Genomic DNA, 23,645 nt, shown 5'->3' on the forward strand with positions numbered 1-23,645 from the left:
GGGTCCTCAGGGGCGTGGACCTCGACGTCCCCAGGGGGCCATAACCGGCGTGGTGGGCGAGTCGGGGTCCGGCAAGTCAACGCTCGCCAACATAATGGTCGGCCTCGTCAAGCTCCCCCTCGTCGTCGAGTCCGGCTCAGTGATGATAGAGGACAAGGTGGACGTCCTGAGGGCCTCCCAGGAGGAGCTCAACAGGGTCAGGGGCACAGTTATCTATCAGCTACGTGCCCCAGGCCGCCCAGAACTCCCTGAACCCGGTGAGGAAGGTCAAGGACACCATAAAGGACATACTGGCCTCCCACGGCATTGACTACGAGGAGCACGTGGACCTGGTCCTTGACACCCTCCAGGAGGTGGGGCTGGCCAGGGACAAGCAGGTGCTTGAGCTCTTCCCGTTCCAGATGTCGGGGGCATGAAGCAGAGGCTCATACTTGCCATGGCCCTCATGCTCAACCCGAGGATAGTTGTAATGGACGAGCCCACCACAGGCCTTGACGTAGTGACGCAGCACGACATACTCAGACTGATAAGGAGGGTGCAGAGGCAGAGGGACCTCACAATGGTTTTCATAAGCCACGACATAGCCACGGTGGGCTACATAACTGACAGGGTCTATGTGATGAAGGAGGGGAGAATCGTGGAGGAGGGTCCGACAGAGGAGGTGCTCATCCACCCAAGGCATGAGTACACGAGGCTGCTCATAGAGAGCGTGCCGAACCCATATTCAAGGATCGAGGCTTAAGAGTGCTTCCAGCGTGGAATTGGTTGGTCGAATGAGCCTTGAGCTCAGCTGGCCCGGTCTCAGTCATAGTCACCGCCTACAACAGAAGGCAGTACCTTCCCTACGCCCTGCGAAGCCTTGAGGGGCAGACCCTCCCAAGGGACAGGTTCGAGGTAATAGTTGTCAAGAACTTCGAGGACAGAGAGAGCGACGAGATAATTCGCAGGAACGGCTGGAAGGGCGTCTACAGCGACGAGAGGTGGCAGGGCAGGTTCCTCCTGGCGGGCCTCGAGGAGGCGAAGGGGGACATAATAACCTTCCTGGAGGACGACGACATGTACAGGGAGGTCAGGCTCGAGAAGGTCTACAGGGGGCTTGGGTCTCACGCCATGTTCTACAACCTGCAGCAGCCCATAGACGCAAATGGCAGGGAAATAGGCGTGAGGCTCAGGCCCAGGGAGCCTCCCGGGGAGCTTGAGGTCAGCGACGCCAGAGAGGTTGTCCTGTATAACCTTGACTTCAACGCCAGCTCCATTGCCGTCCAGAGGCGCGTGGCCGAGAGGGCAAGGCTTGACCTGGTGAGGAAGTCAGTAGACACCGCACTGGCTGCGGCCGCCCTTGAGGCGGGCAGCATAAGGGTTGTGCCTGAGAGGCTGACGCTTTACAGGGTTCACTCAGAGAACACATCGGCCACCAGGGGGCTCACGGCCGAGGCGCTGGCAAGGAAGTACATGGAGTACTACAGGGACTACATGGCGTTAAGGGAGGCAACCACGTCTAAGGTCTCCAGGGAGCTCATTGACTTCAGGGCCACGTACTTTGGAAGCATACTCTGCCTTGGAAGGGGGATTGAGGGCGTGGAGGTGAAGGTGAGGCCCCTGAAGGCCGTCTGGCTCCGCCTGAGGGGCTGGCCGGTGGACAGGGGGGCCGTGCTGGGCTCCATATTGTGCCTCGTGCCTGCGGACCTCGTCAGGGCCCTGCGGCTTCGGTATTTTTATTGCCGGCAGGCGAGGGGCCCGGGGGTCGGCAGTGAAGGCTGCAAAGGCCCTCTTTGTCGCCCCTCACCCCGACGACGAGTGCATCAACGCCGGTGGGCTGCTCTCAATGCTAGTGTCCCTGGGCCTGGCCTGGGACAACCCATCAAGGATAGAGGAGGGCTGCAGGGTCGACCCTGGGTACCTGGACCACTATGTAGGCAGCGCGGCCTCCCTGGAGCTCAACGATGAGAAGTACGTCAAGGCGTGGATAATGCTCAGGGACGCCCCGGCCGACGACAACACGGCCGTTGTTGGCGAGCTTGCTGGGCCCGAGGAGGAGCTCATAGCCTCCCTTCTGCTGGAGTTCAGCAGGGTAAAGCTTGAGCCGGTCCCGTGACCTCAGACCTCAACTACGGCGCCCTCGCTTACCTTGACCTCCCTGAGGGCGCCGTCATAGTATATCAGCGTCCCGGGCGCCCTGGCCCTCACCCTGTTTCCCTCCACAGTGACGCCGGCGGGCGGCACCAGGAGCTCAGCTATGCCTATCACTGCGACGCCGTCCACCACCGGGGAGAGGGTCAGCAGCTCCGCCTCGAGCTCCCCGAGCTCCAGGTCAACGCCCTCGGAGCCGCCGATGACCCCAGCCTCGCCGCTGACGGACTTGTAGTAGGCCAGCCTCTCGGCGGTCGGCGGCCTCGGCAGGTAAGAGGGCCTGAGGGCCTCCCTGACCCTTGAGCCCCTCCTGGTCACGTTGATGCCCCCGACCACGGGGACCCCCGAGGCGGCGGAGGCCACCTTCAGCAGGACGTCCTCGTTGTATGGGTCCCTGAGCAGCACGTCCCTGGTCACGAGGCCCGGCTCGTCAGCCACAGCCAAGGTGCCGTCGGGCAGCGTCAGCCTCCTAAGCAGGTCCACGTTAGTCCTGTCCGGGAACCTGTCTGTTATGTACACTGGCCCGCCGCTAACTGCAGCGGCCACGGCGTAGGCCAGGGCTCCCTGGTCGTAGGACATGAACATGTCGTAGTCAGGGTAAAGTACGGGCGACAGGAAGGTGCCGGCGTAGGCGCTGAACATTATGTGCAGCTTGGCCCCGGCCCTCCAGAAAGGTATGTAGTCCGCCGAGGCCCTGGCGGTCGCCGCCGCTGAGAAGTTAGAGTAGGCCTCAGGCACCAGGGCCATGCACATCAGCAGCTCGAGCCCCTCCCTTGAAGCCACGGACTGAAGGGCCTCCTCGACTTCTCCAGCTGCCTCGGCTGAGGGGACGTCAACGTAGCCGTCGTGGAGCCAGACCTGGTTGTCGACCTTAACGAAGCTGACCCCCTGCAAGGCCATCCAGCCCAGGTAGTCCTCGTAAAACCTGTCGGCCGAGTCAGGCCTCACGAAGTGGCCGTCCCTGACCTTTGCCTTGGGGTAGCGGCCCGCCAGGCCCTCGGACAGGCTCCCCCAGTAGCCGTTTATCGTAGTCCACAGGCCCATCCTGAGCCCCATGGACCTGAGCTCCTCGGACAGGCCCCTCAGCCCTCCGGGGAACTTTGAGCCGTCGGCTGAGAACTCCCTCAGCGACTTCCCCTCAAGGGACTCCCAGCCGTCGTCAACCAGCGCCCAGCCGAGCCTCACGCCCCTGGCGATCAGGGAGCTGACGGTGGCCTTCACGTCAGCCTCGGTAACGTTGCCGAGGAACGCGTTCCATGAGCACCAGCCGAGCCTCCTTGAGAACGATGGCCTGGGCTTCTGGGACCTCAGCCTGACCTTGGCGCGCCCCGAGGTCCTGGCCCACGCCTGGACTATGGCGTCGTATGGGTCGCCCGAGAGCGCATATGCAAGGACGTGGCCTGAGGCCGAGTCAGCAGGGGAGCCAAGGTAAACTGAGAGCCTGGGCCCTGGGCCCAGGTAGCCGGTGAGCCTGCCGGACGATATGGCCACCGCGGCCAGCCACGCGTCCCCCGTGAAGGCTATCAGGCCGGCCGTCAGGGGAGGTATTGAGCCCTCGTCCCCAAGCCATATGGGGTAAAGCCATGACGTTGGCCTCCCTCCCCTGAACTCCCTGGGAGGGTACTCGACGTCGTCAGGGGGCCTCTCAACGGAGGGCGTGGCCCCAGTCCCGAGCAGGTTGTAGTACCTGAAGCCAACTGCATAGGCGGAGTCGGGGGCGGGGTCGTTGGTCAGGGCCAGGCCGCCTGAGACCCTCAGCGAGAGGCCAAGGCTGAGAGGCCACGAGCGATCTACCTGCCCGAGGGAGGTGAAGCTGACGAACAGCGAGCCCCCGTCGTCAGTCACTTCCACCTCGGCCGAGGGGCACCTGAACCTGTTGCCGGCCCCCTCGCAGGCCTCCTCGCCGCTGGGCCCCCTGACGGCGAGCCCCCTGAGCCCTAAGGTCATGGATTTACCACCTGAGTGAAGGCGCAAGTGTGCATAAATTAAACTTCAAGGACCGCAGAGCGCCTTGAGGCGCCTACCACCTCAATGGCCGACCCCGGCCCTGGCCATAGCACTGCCAAGGTAGCCCTCGACGCTCGAGCCTCCCACCAGGCAGTTGAGGGGCTCCTGAAGATCGCGAAGGCCCTGCTTGACGCAGTCGCCCTTTGGCTGCAGCGGGCCTGCGGCTATTAATAAGCGGCTACATGGGCGGCAGAGGCGGCTCCCTGTGGAGGCTCACCCTGAGCGCGCTGTACCCGCGCTACACTACAATGTTAAGAACAACCGTTCTCGTTTATAAGGACTTCTGGGTTCCGCGCTGGACACATTTTTAAATTTCAGGGTCATCACCACCGCGGCGACAGTCTTGAGTCGCGCGCACTTAATAATAGTCCTGTTGGCGTTGATCCTCCTGGCGCCTCAGCAGCACGCTGCAGGCCTCCACGTTAGCAGGCCATCGGTGCCGAGGCTTCCCGTATCGCCATTCCCTGAAGCCACTACTGAGGCGGCTGTTGGGATAAACGACAACGGCACAGCGCTCGTTAACGGCAGCCAGGTTAACTACTACTACACAACCCGCTCCCTGCTGGGTGTCTTCAACTTCTACGGCGGCTCCTTCTACTCCGGCCCGCCGGTCAACGCCAACTGGTCCTCAGTGCAGCTCAACGCCAACCTCAACGTGACCCCTGAGGTGGTGCTCTGGGCCCAGGACGTGATACTTATCTACGCGGCGGGCAACGGCACATACAACGTGACGATTGTGGATAACCTGTGGAACGCGACCAACCCTGCCGCGCTCAGCGCCAGCGGCAATGGAAATGTAAACAGCTACCAGGGGGAGCAGTACTACGCCTACATCTACTCAATCCACTTTGAGAGCGGCGAGCCGTTCCACGTCTACGTCATGATGAACGTCAGCGTCAACGCAGCCATGGAGCCGGTCATATACATGTACTTCAGGTTCGTCAACTCGACCTACGACAGCGGCTGGGTGCTCTACGACACAATAACAGTTAACGAGGCGGCGTCCAACGACAACCCGACCTTCCTCGCGGGCAGCGTGCCCGGGGTGACCAGCTACGATGGCTACCCATACGTCATACAGTTCGTCACGGCCGGCGGCGGGGGAGGGTCAACGCTTTACGCCTACTCCTGGGGCGCCAGCATGATGCTCTACTACAGGTATGACGACAGGTTCTACGCCGTGCCAGGGGCCTTCTCCCTGGAGCCCTCCTACTTCTCCGGCGGCGTGACGGCCGAGAACGTCAGCGCGGTACAGGGCATAACGGAGTACTACTACGACGGTCTCGTGTATCAGTTCTCCGGCAGCAGCCACCAGGAGGCCCTGTGGCAGGACTCGGCAAGCGGCTACTCGCCGGCCCCGAACGAGGTCTCCGTCAACCTGACGCCGGCCGGCGCCCTGTGGGTCGTGAGCGTCAGGGGCGTGAACTTGAGCTTCTCAAGGACGATGGTGGTGACGTCGCCCCAGGCCCTAATTCAGGTGCCCTCCGGCGAGTACAACGTTATTGCTACCCTCTACGCCGGCAGCAGCCCGGTGTACTCCTTCAGCTCTGAGGTGACCGTGGCCAGCAGGCGGCATGTGATAGCGCTTAGCGTGAGCTCGCTGACGCCGTTCATATACAACGGGCAGAGGCTCCAGGCGGGCAACTACACGTTCTACTCACAGCGGCCCTTCGTGGCGAACTTGACCTTCGTAGCCTACACGCCGTCGGCCGGCATCAGGGTGCTCCCCAGCGAGGTCCTGGTCAACGGCACCCCGGCGCACGTCACCTCCCTCCTGCTGGTGGTCTACAGCAACACCACGGTGGCCGAGGGAGCCACGACGCAGTACTACGTCAACCTGAGCCAGTCGGTCCCTGCCAACGTTAACGGGCTCAACACCACGCTGACAAGCGGCTGGTACAACGCCTCGACGAGGATAATCATATACAGGTACTTCTACATCGACGAGGCCGAGAGGCTCTACGTCAGCCCGGAGACCATAGTTGTCAACCTGAGCTCCCCGCTCATGCTGCCCCTGAGGCCTGTGCTGCAGTTCTACGTGACGATAGACCTGCCGAACGGGACCCTGAATGGCTGGTACGCGAACAGCACGGTGATAGACCTGCCGGCCTACATATACGTCAACGGCTCCGCCAGGTACGTGCTCGAGGGCCAGAAGTCCATAGTTGTCAACTACCCGGTTGTCGCGTTGCCCATGTACGTGGCCCAGTACTACGTCGTGGTATTTCTCCCTAACGGCACGGTCAGCGGCTGGTACAGCGCGAGCTCGACGATACAGCTGCCCAGGTACATTAACGTTAGCCGCGACGCGAGGTACGTGCTGGCCTGGCCGAGCAACGTGCTCATCGTCGGAGGCCCGCTCGTGGCAGTGCCCCAGTACGCGGTCCAGTACTACGTCACTGTTTACCTGCCGAACGGCACCATCTCAGAGTGGCTCTACAACGGCAGCATCATAAGGCTGCCCAGGTACATCTACGTCGCCGGCTCCATAAGGTACGCCCTGAACGCCTCGGACTCCCTGGCGGTCACCTCGCCCTTCGCCGTAAGGCCCAGCTACGTGGAGCAGTACCTAGTCACAGTAACATACGCCAACGGCACCACCAGGAGCTTCTGGGCGCCGCAGGGCTACACCGTCAAGCTTGAGGCGCCAGTCCCGCCTCTCCACGCCGTGAGGTGGGTCGGCACCCTGGACCTCCCCAACGGCGCCTCGGTTAGCGTGGGCGGGCCCATGGCTGAGAGGGAGGCTGTAACCATCAACGCGGCCGAGGTCGGGGGGCTGGGGGCAGCGGCCGTCGCAGCAGCGGTCGTCGCTGTGGCGCTCCTGCTGCTGAGGAGGAGGCCTTAGAGTCAGTAAAACGGTTCTTTTTCCCACCACCTTATTACTTCTGGGGCAGAACCCTTGCTGTTTGACTAGAGGCCCAAGGGCAGGAGGGAGGGACCTCTTCGACAGGGACTCGGAGGTCTCGCAGGTCGTTGAGGGCCTGGGCCACCCGCTCACGGTGATAAGCGGCATCAGGAGGATCGGCAAGATCTCGGTGCTCAACGTGGCCCTGAGCGAGGTCAACGCGGTCACCTTAATCATAGACTGCAGGAGGCTCAGGCCCAACTACAGCAGGGCCGAGCTCTACTCCCTGTTCTCGGAGGCCCTCTCATCAAGGCTTGACAGGGTGGTTGACCTGCTGAGGGGCCTGAGGGGAGCGTCCATTATGGGGAGCGGCGTCGAGCTGAGGTGGAGGGGGAGGGACTCCGTCAGCCTGGCCGACCTGCTGGACAGGCTGAACTCGAGGAGGGCCGTGATAGCCCTGGACGAGGCCCAGAGGCTCAGGGGACCCCTCTCTACGGAGGCCAGGGACGCCATAGCCCACGCCTACGATTACGATAGGAACGTGAGCTTCGTGCTTACCGGCAGCGAGGCAGGCCTGCTCTACGACTTCATAGGCCTCGAGGACGAGTCCTCGCCCCTCTACGGCAGGTACTTCAGGGATGTGAGGCTCGAGAGGTTCAGCCGCGGTCAGTCGGTCGAGTTCCTCAGGAGGGGCTTCAACGAGCTCGGCGTTGAGGTAAGCGATGACGTGATTGAGGGGATAGCCGAGTACTTTGACGGAATCCCCGGCTGGCTCACCTTCGCCGGCCTCAGGGTGGCCGAGGGTAGGGGGCCTTGAGGAGGTCAGGGAGGAGGCGGTTAAGGTTGCCGAGGACGAGCTGCTCGACCTGCTGAGGTCCAGGGCATTCACGCCCGAGGTGACCTACAGGAGGTACAGGGCCCTGCTCTCCTGCATAGCCAGGGGGAGCGACAGCTGGGGCAAGGTTATGTCGTGCCTGGGCCAGGAGCTGGGCTCCACGGTCTCGTCCAGCGTCCTGGACAACATGCTCAGGACCTTAGAGAGGCTCAGCATAGTCAAGGACTACACGTTCCTTGACAACGTCTACAGGGAGGCGGCCCTGAGGCTGAGGTAACCAGCGGTCCCTTAAGCTGGCAGGCAGGGGAGGCCGCTCTAGGGAGCAGTAGAGTTGCTTTATAGCTTATAAATTGCTTACAACGAGTTCTTTTGCAACTAAACGAAAGCTGTATACTGAAGTTTACGCACGGCAGTGTTTAAATAGGTCCCCGTGTAAGAAAGTGTAGAATTAGGGAGGTAGGTGTCCGTATGAGGTCCTCACTCAGCACCGCGGCCATAGCGGCCATAGTTATAGTCATCGTGGTGGTCGCCGCCGTGGGCGGCTACCTCGCGTACGTCTCGACGAGGCACCACGTGACCACGACAACGCCCACCACTACCACAACAAGCGTGACGACGCCGATAACGACCACTACAACCACAACTGTCACTACCATAACGTTCTACACGTGGTGGGCGACCACGGGCAGGGTGGCGCTGGACCACCTCATACCGGCCTTTGAGGCCGCCTACCCGCAGTATACCGTGCAGAAGGAGATAATCCCAGGGGCGGGCGGCACCAACGCCAGGTACGCCATAATGGGCATGATAATAGCTGGCAGGCCTCCGGACCTCTTCCAGAGCCTGCTGGGGGCCAACATGCTTAGCTATGCCGAGGCCGCCCCGCAGGGGGTCAAGGCTTTTCTCAACCTGACGCCCGCGTTGAAGTCCATGGGCTTCCTGAACCCCTCCGTGGTCTCCCTGCCCATAATTGAGGCCGCGGCCTACAACGGCACCACACTCAACGCCCCAGTGAGCGTGCACAGCGGCTTCGTGCTCTACATCAACATGAAGGTGCTCAGGCAGTACAACCTGCCGCTGCCAACAAACATGAGCACGCTCATCTACGACACCGTTCAGCTGGCCGAGCACGGCGTCACCCCGTGGATGGTGCCAGGGGCGGACGGAGGTTATGACCAGGAGCAGCTCTGGTTCGCAATATTCCTCTCGCTGGGAGGCCCCAGGCTCCTGGACGAGGTCCTCTACGGCACTGTTAACTTCAGCAGCCCGACCTTCTGGAGCGTCTTCAACGAGACCAACAGGCTGTTCCTCAACTTCACCTCCTACAACTACCCGGCCTGGAGGTCCATGACGTGGTCCCAGGGAATAGCTGACGTGGCCCTGGGCAAGGCCGTCTTCGAGGTTGACGTCGACTCGGCCACTAACTACCTCTACGACTTCGACAACATAACCGTCTACCCTGCCACCGAGCCCTACATAAGCTGGCCCAACGTGACCGTGGTCGCCGAGCCGTTCCCGGGCACGCAGGACTACTTCGTAGTGGTCTCTGACGCCGTAGCAATACCTGTCTCGCCCTACCAGGACGCCGCGCTTACATTCATGAAGTACTGGCTGTCCTACAGCGGCCAGCAGGCCTGGACCAGGTGGAAGGCGGTCACATACTACCTCAACGGCACGGACTGGTACAACACGCCGCAGCAGTGGTGGATGTACCAGCACCTGGTCAACCTGAGCAGGACGGCGCCGCAGAACTTCGTCATAGACCCGCTGTCCCTGTTTGCAGACACTGACGAGACCATCTACAGCGGCCTCCTGGCGCTCCAGAGCACGGGGCCCTCGTACCTGCAGGGCTGGACGTCAATGTTTGAGAACGCCATGCACGAGGAGTGCGAGGAGTGGCTGACAGGCGCAAAGATGGGCCTCGGCTACCTCGGCCTGCCGGGCGAGCCCTTCGGAGGGTACGTGCCGCCGTGGGTCAACCCGTCAACTTTCACGTTCACCTCTAACTACACCTGCCCCTCGTGACCGTGGGCCTCGAGCCCCTTTACCTTGTTTTTAACTTTTTGGTTTCTCCCTCCATCTCTTCCTTCTTCTTCCTTTTCTTTGTCCCCTCAGGGAGCCGATGCCAACCTCTGGCAGCCCCCGCGGCCCTCAGGCACCTTAAGCTTTAGGCTTCAGCTCAAATCCCTGGCCCGCCCACTGCCCGCCAGTGAAAGCCTTGAGGGTCGCGCACGGCCTCATGAGCCTGGGCCTGCTAACCGTTGCACTCTCAGCGCTGACCCTTGACCTGTCGCCCGCCCTCCTCACGGCCGTAGCCCTTGGGCTCGCCACGGTGTTCGCCGCGAACTTCGCCCTCTGGAGGCCCCGCTCGCCGGCCTCCGTGGCCTTAGCAGTTGTCATAGCAGCTGCATACGCGATCGCCGGCCCCAGGGTGCTCATGGCCTCGGTGCCCGCTGGCGTTGCCATGCTCTCCTCGTGGGCGATGGAGCTGGCAAGGAGGAGGGACGCGTCAACGGTCCTGGGCTCCCTCGGGGTCTCGCTGTTGATCCTCCCCCTGGCGTCCCTGGGCAGAGGGGTCCCGGCGGGCATAGCCATCGCCTGGGCGTCCTCGGCCCTGGCGGTCTCGCTGGCCGCCCTGGGCGTCGTGAAGGAGGCGAACAGGGCCAGGGCCACAGCGCTCTCAGCTGTGACGGCGGCCGCCGGCGCGGCCCTTGACTTGGCTCTCGGGTGCCACGCCTGCGCCTTAGCCCTGGCGCCGCCGGCCGCGCTCACAGCCGCGCTGAGCAGGACCTCGCTAAGGGACCTTGGGCCGAGGCCCCTCAGGAGGCTCGGCGTGATCTCCGCGGCGGCGTCCGCCGCCTCCTTCGCTGTCCTGGCCGCCGTGGAGCTCCTCTAGCCACCTGCACGCTATGTCATCCGGCTCCTCGCTGAGCCCCCTGCTCGAGAGGTACCAGCCTATTACCTTGAACAGCGCCTTCCTCAGGTTCTCGCTGAGCGTCGCGGGTGAGACGCCGAGCTCCTTAGCAACGTCAATTAGCCTGGCCCTCCTCTCCGGGCAGAAGGCCCCCATCCTGTAGGCAGTCAGGAGGGCGGCCAGCTGCGCCTGGGAGAGGGCCAGCTCCCTGTAGGGCTCCCTGGAGAGGACCCTGGGACTGAGCCCCCTCTGTTCCAGGGCCTCAAGGACACTGCCGAGCCTGTTCCTGTGGACGATTATATCATAAACTACCGCGTCGCCGCCCTCCGACCTCCCCCCGAGGACTATGACCCCCAGCTCAGAGAGCGCCCTGCACGCCGAGCAGCTGGACGTCGTCACGAGGTATAGGCTCCGGCCTATCTTAACCCTCCTCAGGCCCCTCAGCTCCTCCTCGTCCTCGACCTCGACGAGGTGGGTTGAGAGCCCCCTGCTTGCAGACATCCTCACAATACTGAAGCCTCCCCTGCCCCCGAGCGCCTTGGCTACCTCGCAGTCGTGCCTCGTGAGCCTTACCCTGACCCTGAGCGCGCTTACCAAGCGCCTCCCTAAAATTTTAGGTTATAATGTTAATCCCAGTTAAAGCCCTTAATGAAATTGGTGAGCTGATTGAGCCTCAGGCGTGACGCCCTGCCCGTCCTCTTGGCCATAATAGTGGTGTTCGCGTTCTCAGGAGCGCTCTTCGCCTACACGTTCTCCAGGCTCCCGCCCGTGCCTCCGGCGGTCGTGACCCAGAACGGCACGGTCCTCTTCACGAGGCAGCAGGTGATAATGGGCAAATACTACCTCCAGAAGTACGGCCTGATGGACTACGGCTCCATAGAGGGGATGGGGGCGTACTTCGGGGTCGACTTCACCTCCTACACCCTTGAGCTCTACGAGCTCTACCTGGCCCAGAGGCTCAACCTGACGGTCTCGTACAAAGGCGGGGTCCCTGTCCTGCCGCCGTCTGAGGCGGCCGAGGTCAAGAGGCTCATCCTTGACCCAGGGGGCACGATGAGCTGGGACAGGAACTACACCGTAAGCGACTACATGTTGGGCGCCTTCAACTACGCCGTGGACCTCTACTCCCAGTACCTCGGCCAGAACTCCTCGGAGTTCAGGCTGAGGCCCGACTTCATAACTAACAGGACCGTGGTGAGGGACCTCGTGGCATACTTCACGTGGAGCGCCCTCATATCACTAAACAACTACACCCAGGGGTTCCCCTACATGCCAGGCCTGACGTCGCCCTCCACGAACGCCTGGGCCGCGACCATGATAATGATAGCGGCCATACTGGCGGTAGGCTTCCCGGTGGGGGCCTTAATAGTCAGGGACCTGGTCTCCCACTGGAACGACCCACTGCTAAAGGTTGACCTTCCATCCCCGGGCCCGCGCAGAGGGCCGTCATACCATTCATGGTACTCCTCATGGTGGCCGCCGGCGTTCAGGGCCTCCTGGGCACGTACCTCATGCACCTATATGCAACCCCGTCCCTCTACGGCCTCGACCTCATCGGCCTCCTCCCCTTCAACGTCGCCAGGGCCCTCCACATATGGCTGGCGATATACTGGATAGCCCTCACCTGGGTGGCGTTCTCCCTCTTCGTGCTCCCCTACTTCGGGGTCGAGCTTTCGAGGGGGAAGGCCATAGCAATAATGGGCTTCCTCTCAGCCGTAGCGGTGGCCTCACTGGCAGGGGTCTGGCTCGACTACCTAGGCTATATGCCCTTCAGCTCGGGCCCCGTTGAGCCGTGGTTCATGTTCGGTGCGGAGGGGAGGGACGTAATAGAGGTCGGCTCGCTCTGGCTGCTTCTCACAGCAGTTGGCGTCTTCTACCTCTCCTACCTCTTCCACAGGGCCTCAAGGCTGGCCGCCGAGCCCCTGAGGCCATTCGCCAGCGTGCTCTCCTACGTGCTGGCCGGCTTCGGGGTGGGCGTCGTCGTGGGGGCCCTTCCTGTGGTGAGGCCCTGGCCGTACTTCACCGAGGACGAGTTCTTCAGGTGGATATTCATACACGCCGCCGTCGAGGGCTTCTGGCCCTCCATAGTGATAACGGTCCTCGCGGTCCTCCTCGTCGTCAGGGGCCTCATACCCGCCGGCCTCGCCAGGTCGGTCGTAATGATTGACGCGGTGACCGAGGTCATAACTGGTATGATAGGGGCCGCCCACCACTACTACTGGACTGGCTTCCCGGCCGTCTGGATGTACGTCGGGGCAGCGCTGAGCATCCTCGAGGCAATACCGCTTGGCTTCGCCATGGCATACGTCGTACTAGTCGCCAGGAGGGCCGGCACGCTGGGCACGCTGACCTCCTTTGACAGGACGCTGCTGACCTTCGTGCTGGTCGCTGGGATAGGGGGAAGCATGGGCGTCGTCTTCCTCGGGGCGGGGCTCATAAACGCCCCAATAGTTAACTACTACGTCCACGACCTCCAGTACACGATGGCCCACGCCCACGCGGCGTTCCCGCTCGCCTACGGGCTGCCGAGCATAACGATGTGGTTCGTGGCCCTATACCTGGCAGGCCACGTGAGGGAGTCCCACCTGAAGTACATAAGGCTCGGGGCGATAGGCTACGGGGTCGGCTTCTACCTCCAGGCCCTCCTCTCCCTCGTGCCGCTCGGCGTCCTGCAGACCGTCTACGAGCTGAGGTACGGCTTCTGGTACGCGAAGACGGTCATAGTGCCGTCAGTCGGCCTCGACCCAGCCCCAGGCTTCTGGGAGACTCGGTTAGCGCAGCTGTTCATATGGCTCAGGATGCCGGGCGACCTGACGGCAGCGGCCTCGTTCGCGATAATAGTGGTGCCCATGGCCCTGGACTGGGTCCTCTCAAGGAGGTCCGCCTAACGCTTTAGGCTAGCCCATTTTAACCATAACCCATACCTCCTTTTGGGATCAGCTTGAGGGTAATGGTGGCCAGAGTTTACGAGAGCCGCGAGGCCGGCAGCTGCCTCGTCGTCCTGGCTGAGAGGCTCTGGCCAAGGGGCATCAGCAGGGAGGAGCTCAAGGTGGACGCCTGGCCGAAGGAGCTCACGCCCTCCGACGAGCTGAGGAGGTGGTTCTCCCACGACCCAGCCAAGTGGGAGGAGTTCAAGTCAAGGTACTTCAGGGAGCTCGACTCCCGCCGGGAGGCGGTCAAGGAGCTCTGCTCAAGGATAAGGGAGAGGGGGTGCGCTGTACTCCTTTACTCGGCCAGGGACAGGGAGCACAACAGCGCGGTGGCGCTGGCTGAATACCTTCAGAGGGCCTGCCAGGAGGCGTAAACGTTGAGGCCGCCAACCAGGACGCAGGAGGGGGCTTCAAGGTCTGACCTTCACTGCACATAAAATTCACGGTCTGTCGGAAACCGTTGACAGCGGCAGCCGCGGCTTTGTCAACGTCCGCCCGCCAGGGGCGATAGCGCGGGCTTTGAGGCCCCGCCACCCACGCCCGTTTAACCTACGTCAGCACCGTGGCGTGCTAAAGTTTTATACAAGGCATTTAACCGCGTCCCCACAGTAGGTGGGCGGCCTGATAGGCCCTCCGCCGGAGGTTTGTCAGGCTGAGCTGGTGATTGTTGACCGCGGCCTACTTCAGGGGGCTCAGGGGGCCCGCGGCGGCCCCCATCGCTATAGCGTTTTTCTTTTTCCTCCTCGTCTTCCTGCTCGTCCCCCTCGCGCTCCCAGGCCCGCCCTCCAGGGCCCAGGGTGGCGGAGGGGTCACCATAATAACCGGGCCCACCAACATAACGAGGCCCGGGTACTACGAGCTCGCGGGCGACATATCCTGCGCCCAGCCCTCGGGGATAGCCATAGGGGTGCTGGCGGACAACGTCGTCCTAAACGGGAGCTGGCACCAGCTGAGGGGGTGCGGCGACGGCACGGGCATCTACATAAGGGGAGACAACGTCACAGTCGTGGACCTGACTGTGCTCAACTACACCTACGGCGTCAGGGCATTTGGCGACTACATTACCTTTGACTACCTGGTGGTCAACTCCAACTTCTCAGTGGAGGCCGCGGGCTCCCACATAACGCTCAACAACACCTGGGACAACTACATCTTCGCCGGCCCATGGTTTGCCGGGGGCTACGGCATAAACGTCAGCGGGAGCTACATAGTCATGCGCAACGTCAGCTCCACGAGCAGGCTCAGGGGCTACGGCATAGTTGTTAGCGGCGATCATGTGAGCCTCGCGGGGTCAAAGGACATAGTAGACAACAACACGCTGTCCTTCGAGGGCAACTACATGAACATAAGCAACGTCAGCGTCGTAGCGGTGGGCAACGGCACCGGGGTCAGGGTGAGGGGAAGCCATGTAATGCTGAGAGACGTGAACGTCACGGGCTCGACCCACAGCTATTACTACGCCCCCACGGTCGGCATAAACGTCACGGGCACGGATATAGCCCTGGAGGGCTCCACTCTGTTGGACAACAACATAGCGATCTACGTTGACGGCCGCAACGTCAGCCTAGTCGACGTGAGCATGTACGATAACCTGTGGCAGAACGGCACCGGCCTCGTGGCCCTGGGGGACAACATATCCGCCAGGAACCTGACCGGGGTCTGGGAGGCAGACGACGTGATTTTCAGCGGACAGGGGCTCACGATAAACGGCTCCCTCCTCAAGTTCTTCAAGGACGGCGTGGTGGCCCACGGCGATAACATAGTGGTGGCCCGCGCCTCCATGGCTTACGGGACCAACGGCACCGTCATAGTTGGCGACTGGCCGCTGCTCTACGGGGACAGCGTTAGCGTCTCAACAGACGCCATAAACGTCACGGGCAACGACGCTGCAATACTATATGACAACACATCCGGCGGGGCTGGGATAATAGTGAAGGGCGACAGCCCTGAGCTCGTCGGCGACGTAATCTACGGCCCGGGCAGGTGGGGGCTAAACGTTACTGGCCCCCATCCCGTGATAAGGGACACTAAGGTCCTGTTCGCGCTCACCGTTAACGTCACTGGCAACGACGCGTACCTCGCTGGGGACAACTTCACCTACCCAATGGTCTTCATAAGCGGCAGCGGCCCCACGATTGTGAACACGACTCTCCTCTCATCGTGGGGCCTCTTCATATCGGGAGACCACGTCAACATGACTGGGGTCTCAATAAGCGTGACCCCTCTCAACAACGGCACCGGCCTCGGCATAGACGGCAACGACCTCCACCTTGAGGGCGTCCTCTTATATGGCTCCACTGCGAACATAAGCGGCTACAACGTCACTGTGGTGGACTCCAACTTCACCTTCGGGCAAAGCGCCGTTAACCGCGTACCTCCGTTCACGCTGCTCCGCTACTACGGGGGCAACCTGACCATAGTCAACACCACGCTCTACAACCCCTTCGGCGCCTGCCTCGAGGCGGACGCGAGCGACGTCACCGTGGTGGGCTCGCGCCTGCTCTACGGCTGGTGGGACGTATACATGGTTGGAGACGACCTCAGCGTGAGCGGCACCGAGCTGCTGGGGGCCAAGTACGGGATCTACGTGGTGGGAAGCCACGTCACGCTTAACGACGACAACATATCTGAGGACGGCTACGGCGGCGTCAACATGACCGGCGACTACCTTGTAGTTGAGAACTCCACGTTCTTCTTCGACTGGGGAGGCATACCTCCTTCAGGCTACGGGGTCTACCTCAACGGCAGCCACGCCACCATAGCGGGCTCCAACTTCACGGACGACGTTAACGACGTTGTAATAGTGGGGGACGACGTCACCCTGGCCAACTCGACGCTGGCAAACACCGTGTTCTCCCTGGCGGGGCAGCCGGACAGCTTCATAGCCAGGTACGGGGTGGGCCTGGTCCTCGTCAACTCCACAGGCGACCTGGTCTACAACAACGTCTTCAACAACAGCAGGAACGTCGTCATGGTGAACAGCGAGGCCGCCTTCTACGTGAGCCCGAGGCCGGGCACCAACATAGTGGGCGGCCTAGTGATAGCCGGCAACGCCTGGCTCAGCCCCTTCGGGGGAGGCTTCTCTCAGGTGACCCCGCCGCTGCCCTTCGACCCGTACCTGTGCGACGCGCCCTACGTCAACGGGAGCGTGGTGGACCTCTACCCCCTCAGGTACCCCGCGGCGGCCCCAGCGAGGCTCTACAGGGTCACATTCACGGAGAGCGGCCTGCCGCCCGGCATAGCGTGGTCAGTCAACGTAAACGGGACCACGGTGAGCTCAAACTCAACAAGCATAACACTGCTCATGGCGGCCGGGGAGTACTACTACAGCGTCGGGGCCGTCCAGGGCTATGAGCCCAGCCCGCCCTCGGGCGTGGTGGGCGTCGCGGGCCCCGCGGCTGTGACAATATCGTTCACTGTGTCTACCACGGCGACCACTACGACCAACACCGCGCCCCCGCCGACAACCACGACTACATCAAGTACCTCCACTACTACAACAACCAGCGCCGCGACGGCCACGGCTAGCGCGACCACAACAACCTCGACGAGCAGCACTACGACAGCGTCCAGCGCTGCCACCACGGCAACCACAGCCACGTCGACAACTACGACATCCGTTAGCTCGGCAACCTCAACGGCCCCGCCGCGCAGGCCCGCTTTAACGGGCCTCTACGTGGGCGTGGTAGTAATAATAGTGGCTGTCGCGGCCGTCCTGCTGCTCAGGAGGCGCTGAGCCGCAGGCAAAGGTCGCTGAAGCGATAAACCCATTCTTTCCTTTTCTTTCCCTTTTTGTTAGACTTTTCCCTAAGCCCTCCTTTTCCTGGCCGCCGGCATTGGCCTCCGTGCACGCGCCGACCTTATGGTTACGGCTATAAACGTCCCCACGAGGCACCCAGCGGCCTCGAGGACCCCTGAGACCACGAGGGAGGCCAGGGGCAGGGCAATAGTCGGCAGGCCGGCTACCTCAGCGGCTGCCGCCGCCTCGGCCACGGCTGAGGCACCGGGGGCCAGGTAAGCCAGCAGCCCCAGGGCGGCTGACAGGGCGAACACCAGGGCCAGCCTTCGCCGCGCTCAAGGTCTCACCATGGTACAGGGCTAATATCAATGGAGGGCGTCAACCCTTGCACCAGATATCAATGTATACTCATATGCTTACCGTATTGCGTTATCCCCAGGGGCTTCAATAGCATCTCCTCAATACACTGCGTGGAGGCGCATAATCTAAGCTCCTCCTTGTTACTAGCCCATTAGTGCACATCTTAAAGCAGGTAACAATTTTATGCAAATATTAACATCAAGGCTTCAGCATGACCACCCTTTAGGGTGATCATTTATTATGATATGAATAAACTATTTTAAATCGTTTAGGCTATTCTAGACTATTGAGAATATGAGAATAGAGGTGTTGAGGTGCCTCAATTGGCACTTAACAAGTATGTTTACTTCGATGATAAGGCCGCCACCAGTTGGGTTGATCATAGCGTCGGTAGGGAATTAGCGGATAAATTGAGAAAGGCCTATGGTTACGTAATCGTTGATTATAATGGCGTAAAGAGTTCCATGGAGAATGCCATAAAGAGTGATACGGCACATGAGTACGCAATAGTCTTCGCTAATGACGTAATTCCCTATGAGCTATTCAGCGATGACATAGACCCAATGAATAGCTTACTAATGCGTTTCATAGCCAAGGGAGGCACGGTTGTATGGATTGGGGACGTACCATTTTGGTTCAGGACTAAGCAAGGTGTTCAGGGAGATAGAGATAGCACCTTCGATAAACTCTTACCATTTAAGGCATTAGGGGTCTTCACTGTGTTTACGGAATCGCCAAAAACGGCATCAATTATATGTGTTGACGGTAAGTGCGCTACCTGGATCTCAAGAAGGCCAATAATTTACCCAAGGGATGTTGAAACTTATAAACTCACAGAGTGCGAGAAGGGTCATACGCATAAGTATATTTACCCACTAACGAGCGTATTAACTATCGTTCGAGGTCTCTACCCACTGCCCGGGGGAGAGATCGAACTAACACTCCAAAAGCCAAGGTTAAGGTGGTGGGAACGGATTATGAGAGCAATAGGTATACGTAGAGTGGAAATCGGCATTGGGCCAGCCTCGGTAAAGCTTGAAGCTTCTGAGCCTGGGCAGGGGAAAACATCAATAACGCCTTACTGGGAGGCAGTGCCAGCCTGGATCAAGTGCTTCGGGAGGGGCCACTTCATAAGACTATTCGACGAACCCTGGAACCCAAACACAATAAGCAATAAAGATCTCGAGGACAGGGCGTTCATAATAAACCACTTCGTTGAGGAGGTTTCGCGGATCAAGCATTAATGCTAGCCCTAATCTATGCATTTTCGGCGTCTTTTAAATATAGATCAACATAGTCTATTGATGGCCAGCAACCAAGGAAGCTAGGTAGTAAGATAATCAACCTGCAGGTCAGGCCGATCCAGGCCTATCGCTAATATCCTGCCAACGCCTCCGCAAAGATACTCTTAGACATGAAGGTTATCTGCTCAATAGCCTTTACAAGGACTTCCTTAAGTCCATGGGGTCCCTAAGGTCTGTCACTTATGATGCAACTGCGTTAGCGCTGTTGATGAGTTACTTAAGGGAGGCAGAGGTGAGACCAATGGAGGGGTTACTAAGCAACAGTCGCCGCCCCTTAAGAAGACATAGTCTCAGTAAATGTTAACGGGAGCCCAAGGTCATTGGAGGTAGCCAAGGGGAAGGCTTCGGCCCTGCTGGACCCTCGATGTGTTAACTTAAGGGTGTGAGACCTTCGGCCTAATGTAGTACGACCTGCCTGAGGCGCTCGGCGGCCTCAGAGGCCTTGACGTAATAGATATTGGCGCCAACGTAGGCGACTCGTCCATATTCTTCGCCATAAACGGCGCCAGCACCGTTGTAGCCGTGGAGCCCCTGCCGAACCTGGCCGAGTGTGTTAAGAGAAATGTTATGCTTAATGGGCTCAGCGATAAAGTAAAGGTATTAAATGCCGCTATTGGATACAGCGCCTCAAAGATTAGGGTTCCCTGCAGGTACTCGGTGCGTGACTCCAGGGCTTCTCGGCTGTCTCGTCAACAGCGCCAGGCAATGAGGGGTGCTGGGTCCCTGCGGTCAGCTTAGGAGCCGCCGTCAGAGGTGAGGAGCCCCTACCTACTATAAGGTCGACTGCGAGGGGTGTGAGGCCGATTTAGTTAGCAGAGAGCCCCACGCAATCAAAGCGTTTAAACATATGTTTTGGAGTCGCATCCTCACGTCACTGGAATTCCTCACGAGGGACTGATATCGTCAATAGAGGGCCTTGGCTTTACCTGCAGACGCCTTAGAGTCACTGTGGCTGACACTGCCACCTTCTGTTGCGCCAAGCGATGAAATTGCTGACTATTGGCCGCGGCCCTGGTTGGAGTCCCAAAGAGGGCTCGGCTAGGCGTTCTTTTCGTTCACAGCTCTGATGCGAGGAAGACTTAAATTGAGCTCCTACCTAAGGACTAGGCTCCTTAATGCGCTGGTTTTCCTTAGAAAATATCTGTTTTTTAGGGCACCTTCGCTTAAAAGCTGCCCATTTAACTCCACATGGAGGATTTCCTAAACATTTTTAGTGTAGAAGGGTCAAACCATTTTAAGGACTATTCAAAGGCTGGGAAGTGCTGAGTAAATGTCGCTGAGGGCCAGGGTCTTCAGGGGGGCCGCCAAGCTGCTGTCGGCGAGCACCTTTGTCACGCTTCTTCAGTTCGCCTTCTACCTCACCATTGTCAGGGTGCTCAGGCTTCAGGGCCTAGGCGCCTACTTTGACACCACAATAATATGGGGCTTCATAGGTTTTGCCCTGACGTGGCCGGCCCAGGGCTTCGGAAGGTTCGTGACGGGTGAGTACCAGGCAGGCAGGGTTGAGAGGGCGAGGCACCTCTACAGGCTCGGCGTGATGATCGGCCTCCTCGGCGGGCTCTCGGCGGCCACAGCCTTCATTGTGTTAGCTCCCCAGGCCGCGGCCCTTATGTTCAGGAGCGCCCACTACACAGGCCTCGTCAGGGTACTTGCAGTTGACATGGTCCTCAGCAGCTACAACGCCTACGCCGGCATAGGCCTCGGGGCCACCATGAGGTTCGGCAAGATATCACTGGTGCAGGTCCTCTGGGCGCTTGCAAGGTACCTGACGGGCATAGCGCTGCTTGTTGCGGGCTACGGGCCGGCGGGGCTCATAGCTGGCTGGGTGGCCGGCGACCTGGTCAACGCGGTCTTTAACACCTACTGGTCCAGGGACCTGCTCCTAGGCCCCACGTCGGCCCACCCGTTAGGTCCTGTGATAAAGTTCGCCGTGCCCCTTGCCCTCAGCGGCGCCGTGGTCTCAGTGTTGCAGAGCTTCGACAGGATCTTCGTGCTGGCCAAGTTGGGCCTCGCGGAGCTCGGCTCCTACTCAACAATAATGCTGGCTTCAACGGTGCCCCAGATGCTCCCGGGAGCCATAGCGGGGGCCCTTGGGCCTGCCATGATAGGCCTAGAGGAGAGGGGGGAGCTGAGGCCGGAGACTGTGGAAAAAGCCGTTAGGTACGTCACGACGCTCTCAATACCGCCCCTGCTCCTCATAGCTGCTGTTGGAAGGCCCCTGGTGCTCCTCTTCCTGGGGCCCAATTTCGTCCACGACTGGGAGGCCTTCACCATACTGACGGTGGGGCACAGCCTCATGACATACGACATACCGATAAGCATGGTCCTAGCAGCTAAAAGGGACTCAAGGGCGTTGGCGATGCAGTCAGTGGTAACCGCCGCCACTATAGCCCTGCTTGCGCCGCCCCTCATAGACCTCTGGTTCGCTGCGGGGGCGGCAATAGCCTACGTGGTCGCCAGGCTAGTGGGCTTTCTAGCAGTGGCGATGCCCAGGGTTAAACGCTATGGCCTGCTGAGGATAGACTTGGGCGAGTACACAAGGCTTGCGCTTACCTCAATAATTGTGTTCGCCGGGACCCTGTCCCTTGGGCTTGCCACTGGGCTGAGGCTAGTCCTCCTGCCGGCCTACATAGCCTTTGGCCTCGCCATAATGTGGGCTGCCGTCAGGGCCCTTCACGTATTGGACGCTGACGACTACGGGGCCCTGATGGAGGCCCTGCCAGCCGAGCTCCACGGGATGATGTCGCGGCTGTGGAGGGGGCTCGGGCTCCCCATGCCCAACGGGTACTTGGACGACACCAAGTAGCTTTGCAAAATCTATTACTTGCCTATGCAAACCCTCGCTATCTGCGATTCTTGTTATAATTCTGTTATTCCTTAAGTCATTGCGGTGTTATACTTTAGGGACTTTATTAAAAGCTCTTGGAACCTGTCTTGATTTGAAAAGCTCTTTGTACGACGTTATTTAACCTTAATTTATAGTTGCTCCAAGAAAAACTACTGGCCGTCTCCACAGATCTTTTAGATAATTTAAGCCACAGGTCTTTATCTTGTATTATCGTCTTGATTACTTTTGATGCTTCATCAATATTGCTATATCCTAGCATAGGGTCTATTCGAGACGCTATGTCCATCCAGCCTCCCCCGTCCCTGTAGACCACTGGTACGGCGCCGGCGGCCGCTCCTTCAGCAATCGCAATGCCGAAGTGCTCGGCAAAGAGAGGGTGGAGGTAAACCTTAGCCTGAGAATAAAGCTCGATCAATCTGTTTTTAGGTACATCCTTTTCAAGAGATACATTTTTGAGTTTTAGTTCATCGATTAGAGTCTCAAGCTGACTTATTACTTTCTGAGAACCCGGTGTTTTAGTAGAACCTACAATCACAAAACTCACATTAGGCAATTTAGATGCAACATAAATTATAGATTTTAAGTTTTTCCCAGGACAATACCTAGAAACCGTTAGCGCTAAATCTTTTTTAATAGAGGGATCGTACATGGATGCATAGGCCTCATAATCAATCGGCGGATACACTATTGAAGCGTCTTTAATAAGCTCATTCATCTTACCGATATTACCTATTTTTGATAGAATAGAATACAACTTTATCAATCTCTCTTTAGTCCAGGACGAATTAACCGCTACTAGGTAGACATTATTGCTATTGTTAGGTCTTTTCTCATAGTTCCTAAGAATGTTGTACTCCTCATGTAAAATAAGCTTCTTATATAACTTAATAAGAGGGAATTTACTATTTGGAATATTTATGTGAAGTAAAGGTATTATCCCTACCTCCTCTACTATAGTCGGATAATGAAGGTACATGATGTCGCCGGGCATTATATCAACATAGTGAAAGTGAATTAGAGAGGGAACTTGCATTGATATAACTATATCATACTCTTTTCTAAGGTCATTGATGAATTCGAGAAGCTTCTTATATACGTGTTTATGCTCGTGTTTATATTCCTGTAATATCTGATAACTAACTAAAATATTTCTTTTTATTAAAAAATTAATCAAAGGGCTTTTTTCATCTACTAATATCAGCTTAGGAAATACACTAAATCCGCTGTTCTCTGCCACCGTTTTTATTATATCCTTTTTAGCGCAAGATGTGTAGAGATCTACCTCATGTCCTTGCTCGCGTAACGCCTTGACTGTCTTGAAAGCTGCTATTTCAGCTCCGCCCGCAGTGTCACAAAAGTTCGTATGATATACTGCTACTTTCAAAGCTGTTCCCAACTAAAAGATCTTACTTTTCCTTTTAAATTCTAAAGTTGAACGTGGCTCTTGACGCAACTATTTATTCGCCTCTCAAGTTTAAATCAAACACTCAATTAAAACTTAAATTAATGTTAGATTAATGAAGATATAAAGAAAGATAATCCAGGATGCTTATTAATTAGTATTAAGTTAATTAGTATTAAGCCTAAGAACTGTTATGTGTTCGTCGCGAGGGAACATGTAACTAACGGGTACTTGGACGACGCTAAATGACCTCACGCAACTCGGCCGCCAGGCTTCTTCGAGTAATGGCTTCCCGCTAGCATTTAGCAGGCGAAGGCCTCCCGTGGGAAAG

Annotated in this window: 20 protein-coding genes and 1 pseudogene; 17 read left to right on the top strand and 4 right to left on the bottom strand. The window is 58.8% G+C overall.

Annotation, left to right across the window (positions count from 1 at the left end; translation table 11 throughout):
- Positions 1-52 precede the first annotated feature (52 nt).
- From ACZ5OO_RS07460 to ACZ5OO_RS07480, 5 genes are read left to right on the top strand one after another with little or no spacing between them, the layout of a single operon-like run.
- Positions 53-310: an ATP-binding cassette domain-containing protein gene (locus tag ACZ5OO_RS07460; RefSeq protein WP_464078577.1), complete on the top strand. Its 258-nt coding sequence runs from the start codon at positions 53-55 to the stop codon at positions 308-310.
- Entirely contained in the window at positions 225-416 is a 192-nt protein-coding gene (locus tag ACZ5OO_RS07465; RefSeq protein WP_052296725.1) for a P-loop NTPase family protein, read from the top strand. The genes ACZ5OO_RS07460 and ACZ5OO_RS07465 overlap by 86 nt, the downstream gene beginning before the upstream one ends.
- Positions 413-742 (top strand): ABC transporter ATP-binding protein, encoded by a 330-nt coding sequence (locus ACZ5OO_RS07470; RefSeq protein WP_464078151.1) that lies wholly within the window; start codon positions 413-415, stop codon positions 740-742. The genes ACZ5OO_RS07465 and ACZ5OO_RS07470 overlap by 4 nt, the downstream gene beginning before the upstream one ends.
- Positions 743-780: 38 nt before the next feature.
- Positions 781-1,947 carry a glycosyltransferase family 2 protein gene (locus ACZ5OO_RS07475; protein ID WP_464078152.1) on the top strand — a complete coding sequence of 389 codons (1,167 nt, stop codon included), beginning with the start codon at positions 781-783 and terminating at the stop codon, positions 1,945-1,947.
- Positions 1,948-1,969: 22 nt separating this feature from the next.
- Positions 1,970-2,095, top strand: coding sequence for a hypothetical protein (locus ACZ5OO_RS07480; protein ID WP_464078153.1), 126 nt, complete (start codon positions 1,970-1,972; stop codon positions 2,093-2,095).
- Positions 2,096-2,097: 2 nt separating this feature from the next.
- On the opposite strand, the gene ACZ5OO_RS07485 is transcribed toward ACZ5OO_RS07480, so the two are convergent.
- Positions 2,098-4,077, bottom strand: coding sequence for a Sip1-related alpha-galactosidase (locus ACZ5OO_RS07485; RefSeq protein WP_464078154.1), 1,980 nt, complete (start codon positions 4,075-4,077; stop codon positions 2,098-2,100).
- A gap of 403 nt (positions 4,078-4,480) precedes the next feature.
- On the opposite strand from ACZ5OO_RS07485, the gene ACZ5OO_RS07490 reads away from it, so the two are divergent.
- From ACZ5OO_RS07490 to ACZ5OO_RS07510, 5 genes are all read left to right on the top strand, one after another.
- Complete coding sequence (locus tag ACZ5OO_RS07490; RefSeq protein ID WP_464078155.1) at positions 4,481-6,982, top strand: thermopsin family protease; 2,502 nt, start codon at positions 4,481-4,483, stop codon at positions 6,980-6,982.
- 61 nt (positions 6,983-7,043) lie between these two features.
- Complete coding sequence (locus ACZ5OO_RS07495; protein ID WP_464078156.1) at positions 7,044-7,799, top strand: AAA family ATPase; 756 nt, start codon at positions 7,044-7,046, stop codon at positions 7,797-7,799.
- Positions 7,735-8,094 (top strand): hypothetical protein, encoded by a 360-nt coding sequence (locus tag ACZ5OO_RS07500; RefSeq protein ID WP_464078157.1) that lies wholly within the window; start codon positions 7,735-7,737, stop codon positions 8,092-8,094. The genes ACZ5OO_RS07495 and ACZ5OO_RS07500 overlap by 65 nt, the downstream gene beginning before the upstream one ends.
- 191 nt (positions 8,095-8,285) lie before the next feature.
- Positions 8,286-9,842 carry a glucose ABC transporter substrate-binding protein GlcS gene (gene glcS, locus ACZ5OO_RS07505; RefSeq protein WP_464078158.1) on the top strand — a complete coding sequence of 519 codons (1,557 nt, stop codon included), beginning with the start codon at positions 8,286-8,288 and terminating at the stop codon, positions 9,840-9,842.
- Positions 9,843-10,035: 193 nt separating this feature from the next.
- Positions 10,036-10,713, top strand: coding sequence for a hypothetical protein (locus ACZ5OO_RS07510; protein WP_464078159.1), 678 nt, complete (start codon positions 10,036-10,038; stop codon positions 10,711-10,713).
- Here the strand turns inward: ACZ5OO_RS07510 and ACZ5OO_RS07515 are convergent.
- Positions 10,612-11,328, bottom strand: coding sequence for a helix-turn-helix domain-containing protein (locus ACZ5OO_RS07515; protein WP_464078160.1), 717 nt, complete (start codon positions 11,326-11,328; stop codon positions 10,612-10,614). The two genes, ACZ5OO_RS07510 and ACZ5OO_RS07515, sit on opposite strands and share 102 nt — an antisense overlap.
- 231 nt (positions 11,329-11,559) lie before the next feature.
- On the opposite strand from ACZ5OO_RS07515, the pseudogene ACZ5OO_RS07520 reads away from it, so the two are divergent.
- The 4 genes and pseudogenes from ACZ5OO_RS07520 to ACZ5OO_RS07535 form a co-directional block, all read left to right on the top strand.
- Positions 11,560-11,916 (top strand): annotated as a pseudogene (locus ACZ5OO_RS07520) (nitric-oxide reductase large subunit); the annotation flags it as partial.
- Between the two features lie 272 nt (positions 11,917-12,188).
- Complete coding sequence (locus tag ACZ5OO_RS07525; RefSeq protein ID WP_464078161.1) at positions 12,189-13,619, top strand: cbb3-type cytochrome c oxidase subunit I; 1,431 nt, start codon at positions 12,189-12,191, stop codon at positions 13,617-13,619.
- A 62-nt stretch (positions 13,620-13,681) separates the two neighbouring features.
- Positions 13,682-14,035 carry a DUF488 domain-containing protein gene (locus ACZ5OO_RS07530; RefSeq protein WP_464078578.1) on the top strand — a complete coding sequence of 118 codons (354 nt, stop codon included), beginning with the start codon at positions 13,682-13,684 and terminating at the stop codon, positions 14,033-14,035.
- Between the two features lie 293 nt (positions 14,036-14,328).
- Positions 14,329-17,397 (top strand): hypothetical protein, encoded by a 3,069-nt coding sequence (locus ACZ5OO_RS07535; protein WP_464078162.1) that lies wholly within the window; start codon positions 14,329-14,331, stop codon positions 17,395-17,397.
- A gap of 71 nt (positions 17,398-17,468) precedes the next feature.
- Here ACZ5OO_RS07535 and ACZ5OO_RS07540 read toward each other — a convergent pair whose 3' ends face one another.
- Positions 17,469-17,714, bottom strand: a complete 246-nt coding sequence (locus ACZ5OO_RS07540) for a hypothetical protein (RefSeq protein ID WP_464078163.1) — start codon at positions 17,712-17,714, stop codon at positions 17,469-17,471.
- A gap of 369 nt (positions 17,715-18,083) precedes the next feature.
- Here ACZ5OO_RS07540 and ACZ5OO_RS07545 point away from each other — a divergent pair, with 369 nt between their 5' ends.
- From ACZ5OO_RS07545 to ACZ5OO_RS07555, 3 genes are all read left to right on the top strand, one after another.
- Positions 18,084-19,004: a hypothetical protein gene (locus ACZ5OO_RS07545; protein ID WP_464078164.1), complete on the top strand. Its 921-nt coding sequence runs from the start codon at positions 18,084-18,086 to the stop codon at positions 19,002-19,004.
- Positions 19,005-19,559: 555 nt separating this feature from the next.
- On the top strand, positions 19,560-19,802 hold the full coding sequence (locus ACZ5OO_RS07550; protein ID WP_464078579.1) for a hypothetical protein: 243 nt from the start codon (positions 19,560-19,562) through the stop codon (positions 19,800-19,802).
- 532 nt (positions 19,803-20,334) lie between these two features.
- Complete coding sequence (locus ACZ5OO_RS07555; protein WP_464078165.1) at positions 20,335-21,870, top strand: lipopolysaccharide biosynthesis protein; 1,536 nt, start codon at positions 20,335-20,337, stop codon at positions 21,868-21,870.
- A 106-nt stretch (positions 21,871-21,976) separates the two neighbouring features.
- On the opposite strand, the gene ACZ5OO_RS07560 is transcribed toward ACZ5OO_RS07555, so the two are convergent.
- Positions 21,977-23,308, bottom strand: coding sequence for a glycosyltransferase (locus ACZ5OO_RS07560; RefSeq protein ID WP_464078166.1), 1,332 nt, complete (start codon positions 23,306-23,308; stop codon positions 21,977-21,979).
- Positions 23,309-23,645: the final 337 nt, after the last annotated feature.

Source organism: Acidilobus aceticus, from assembly GCF_055392325.1.

Coding starts and splice junctions, on each gene's coding strand:
- ACZ5OO_RS07470 (WP_464078151.1), top strand. CDS start 413: ATGAAGCAGAGGCTCATACTTGCCATGGCCCTCATGCTCAACCCGAGG.
- ACZ5OO_RS07480 (WP_464078153.1), top strand. CDS start 1,970: ATGCTCAGGGACGCCCCGGCCGACGACAACACGGCCGTTGTTGGCGAG.
- ACZ5OO_RS07485 (WP_464078154.1), bottom strand. CDS start 4,077: ATGACCTTAGGGCTCAGGGGGCTCGCCGTCAGGGGGCCCAGCGGCGAG.
- glcS (WP_464078158.1), top strand. CDS start 8,286: ATGAGGTCCTCACTCAGCACCGCGGCCATAGCGGCCATAGTTATAGTC.
- ACZ5OO_RS07525 (WP_464078161.1), top strand. CDS start 12,189: ATGGTACTCCTCATGGTGGCCGCCGGCGTTCAGGGCCTCCTGGGCACG.
- ACZ5OO_RS07530 (WP_464078578.1), top strand. CDS start 13,682: ATGGTGGCCAGAGTTTACGAGAGCCGCGAGGCCGGCAGCTGCCTCGTC.
- ACZ5OO_RS07555 (WP_464078165.1), top strand. CDS start 20,335: ATGTCGCTGAGGGCCAGGGTCTTCAGGGGGGCCGCCAAGCTGCTGTCG.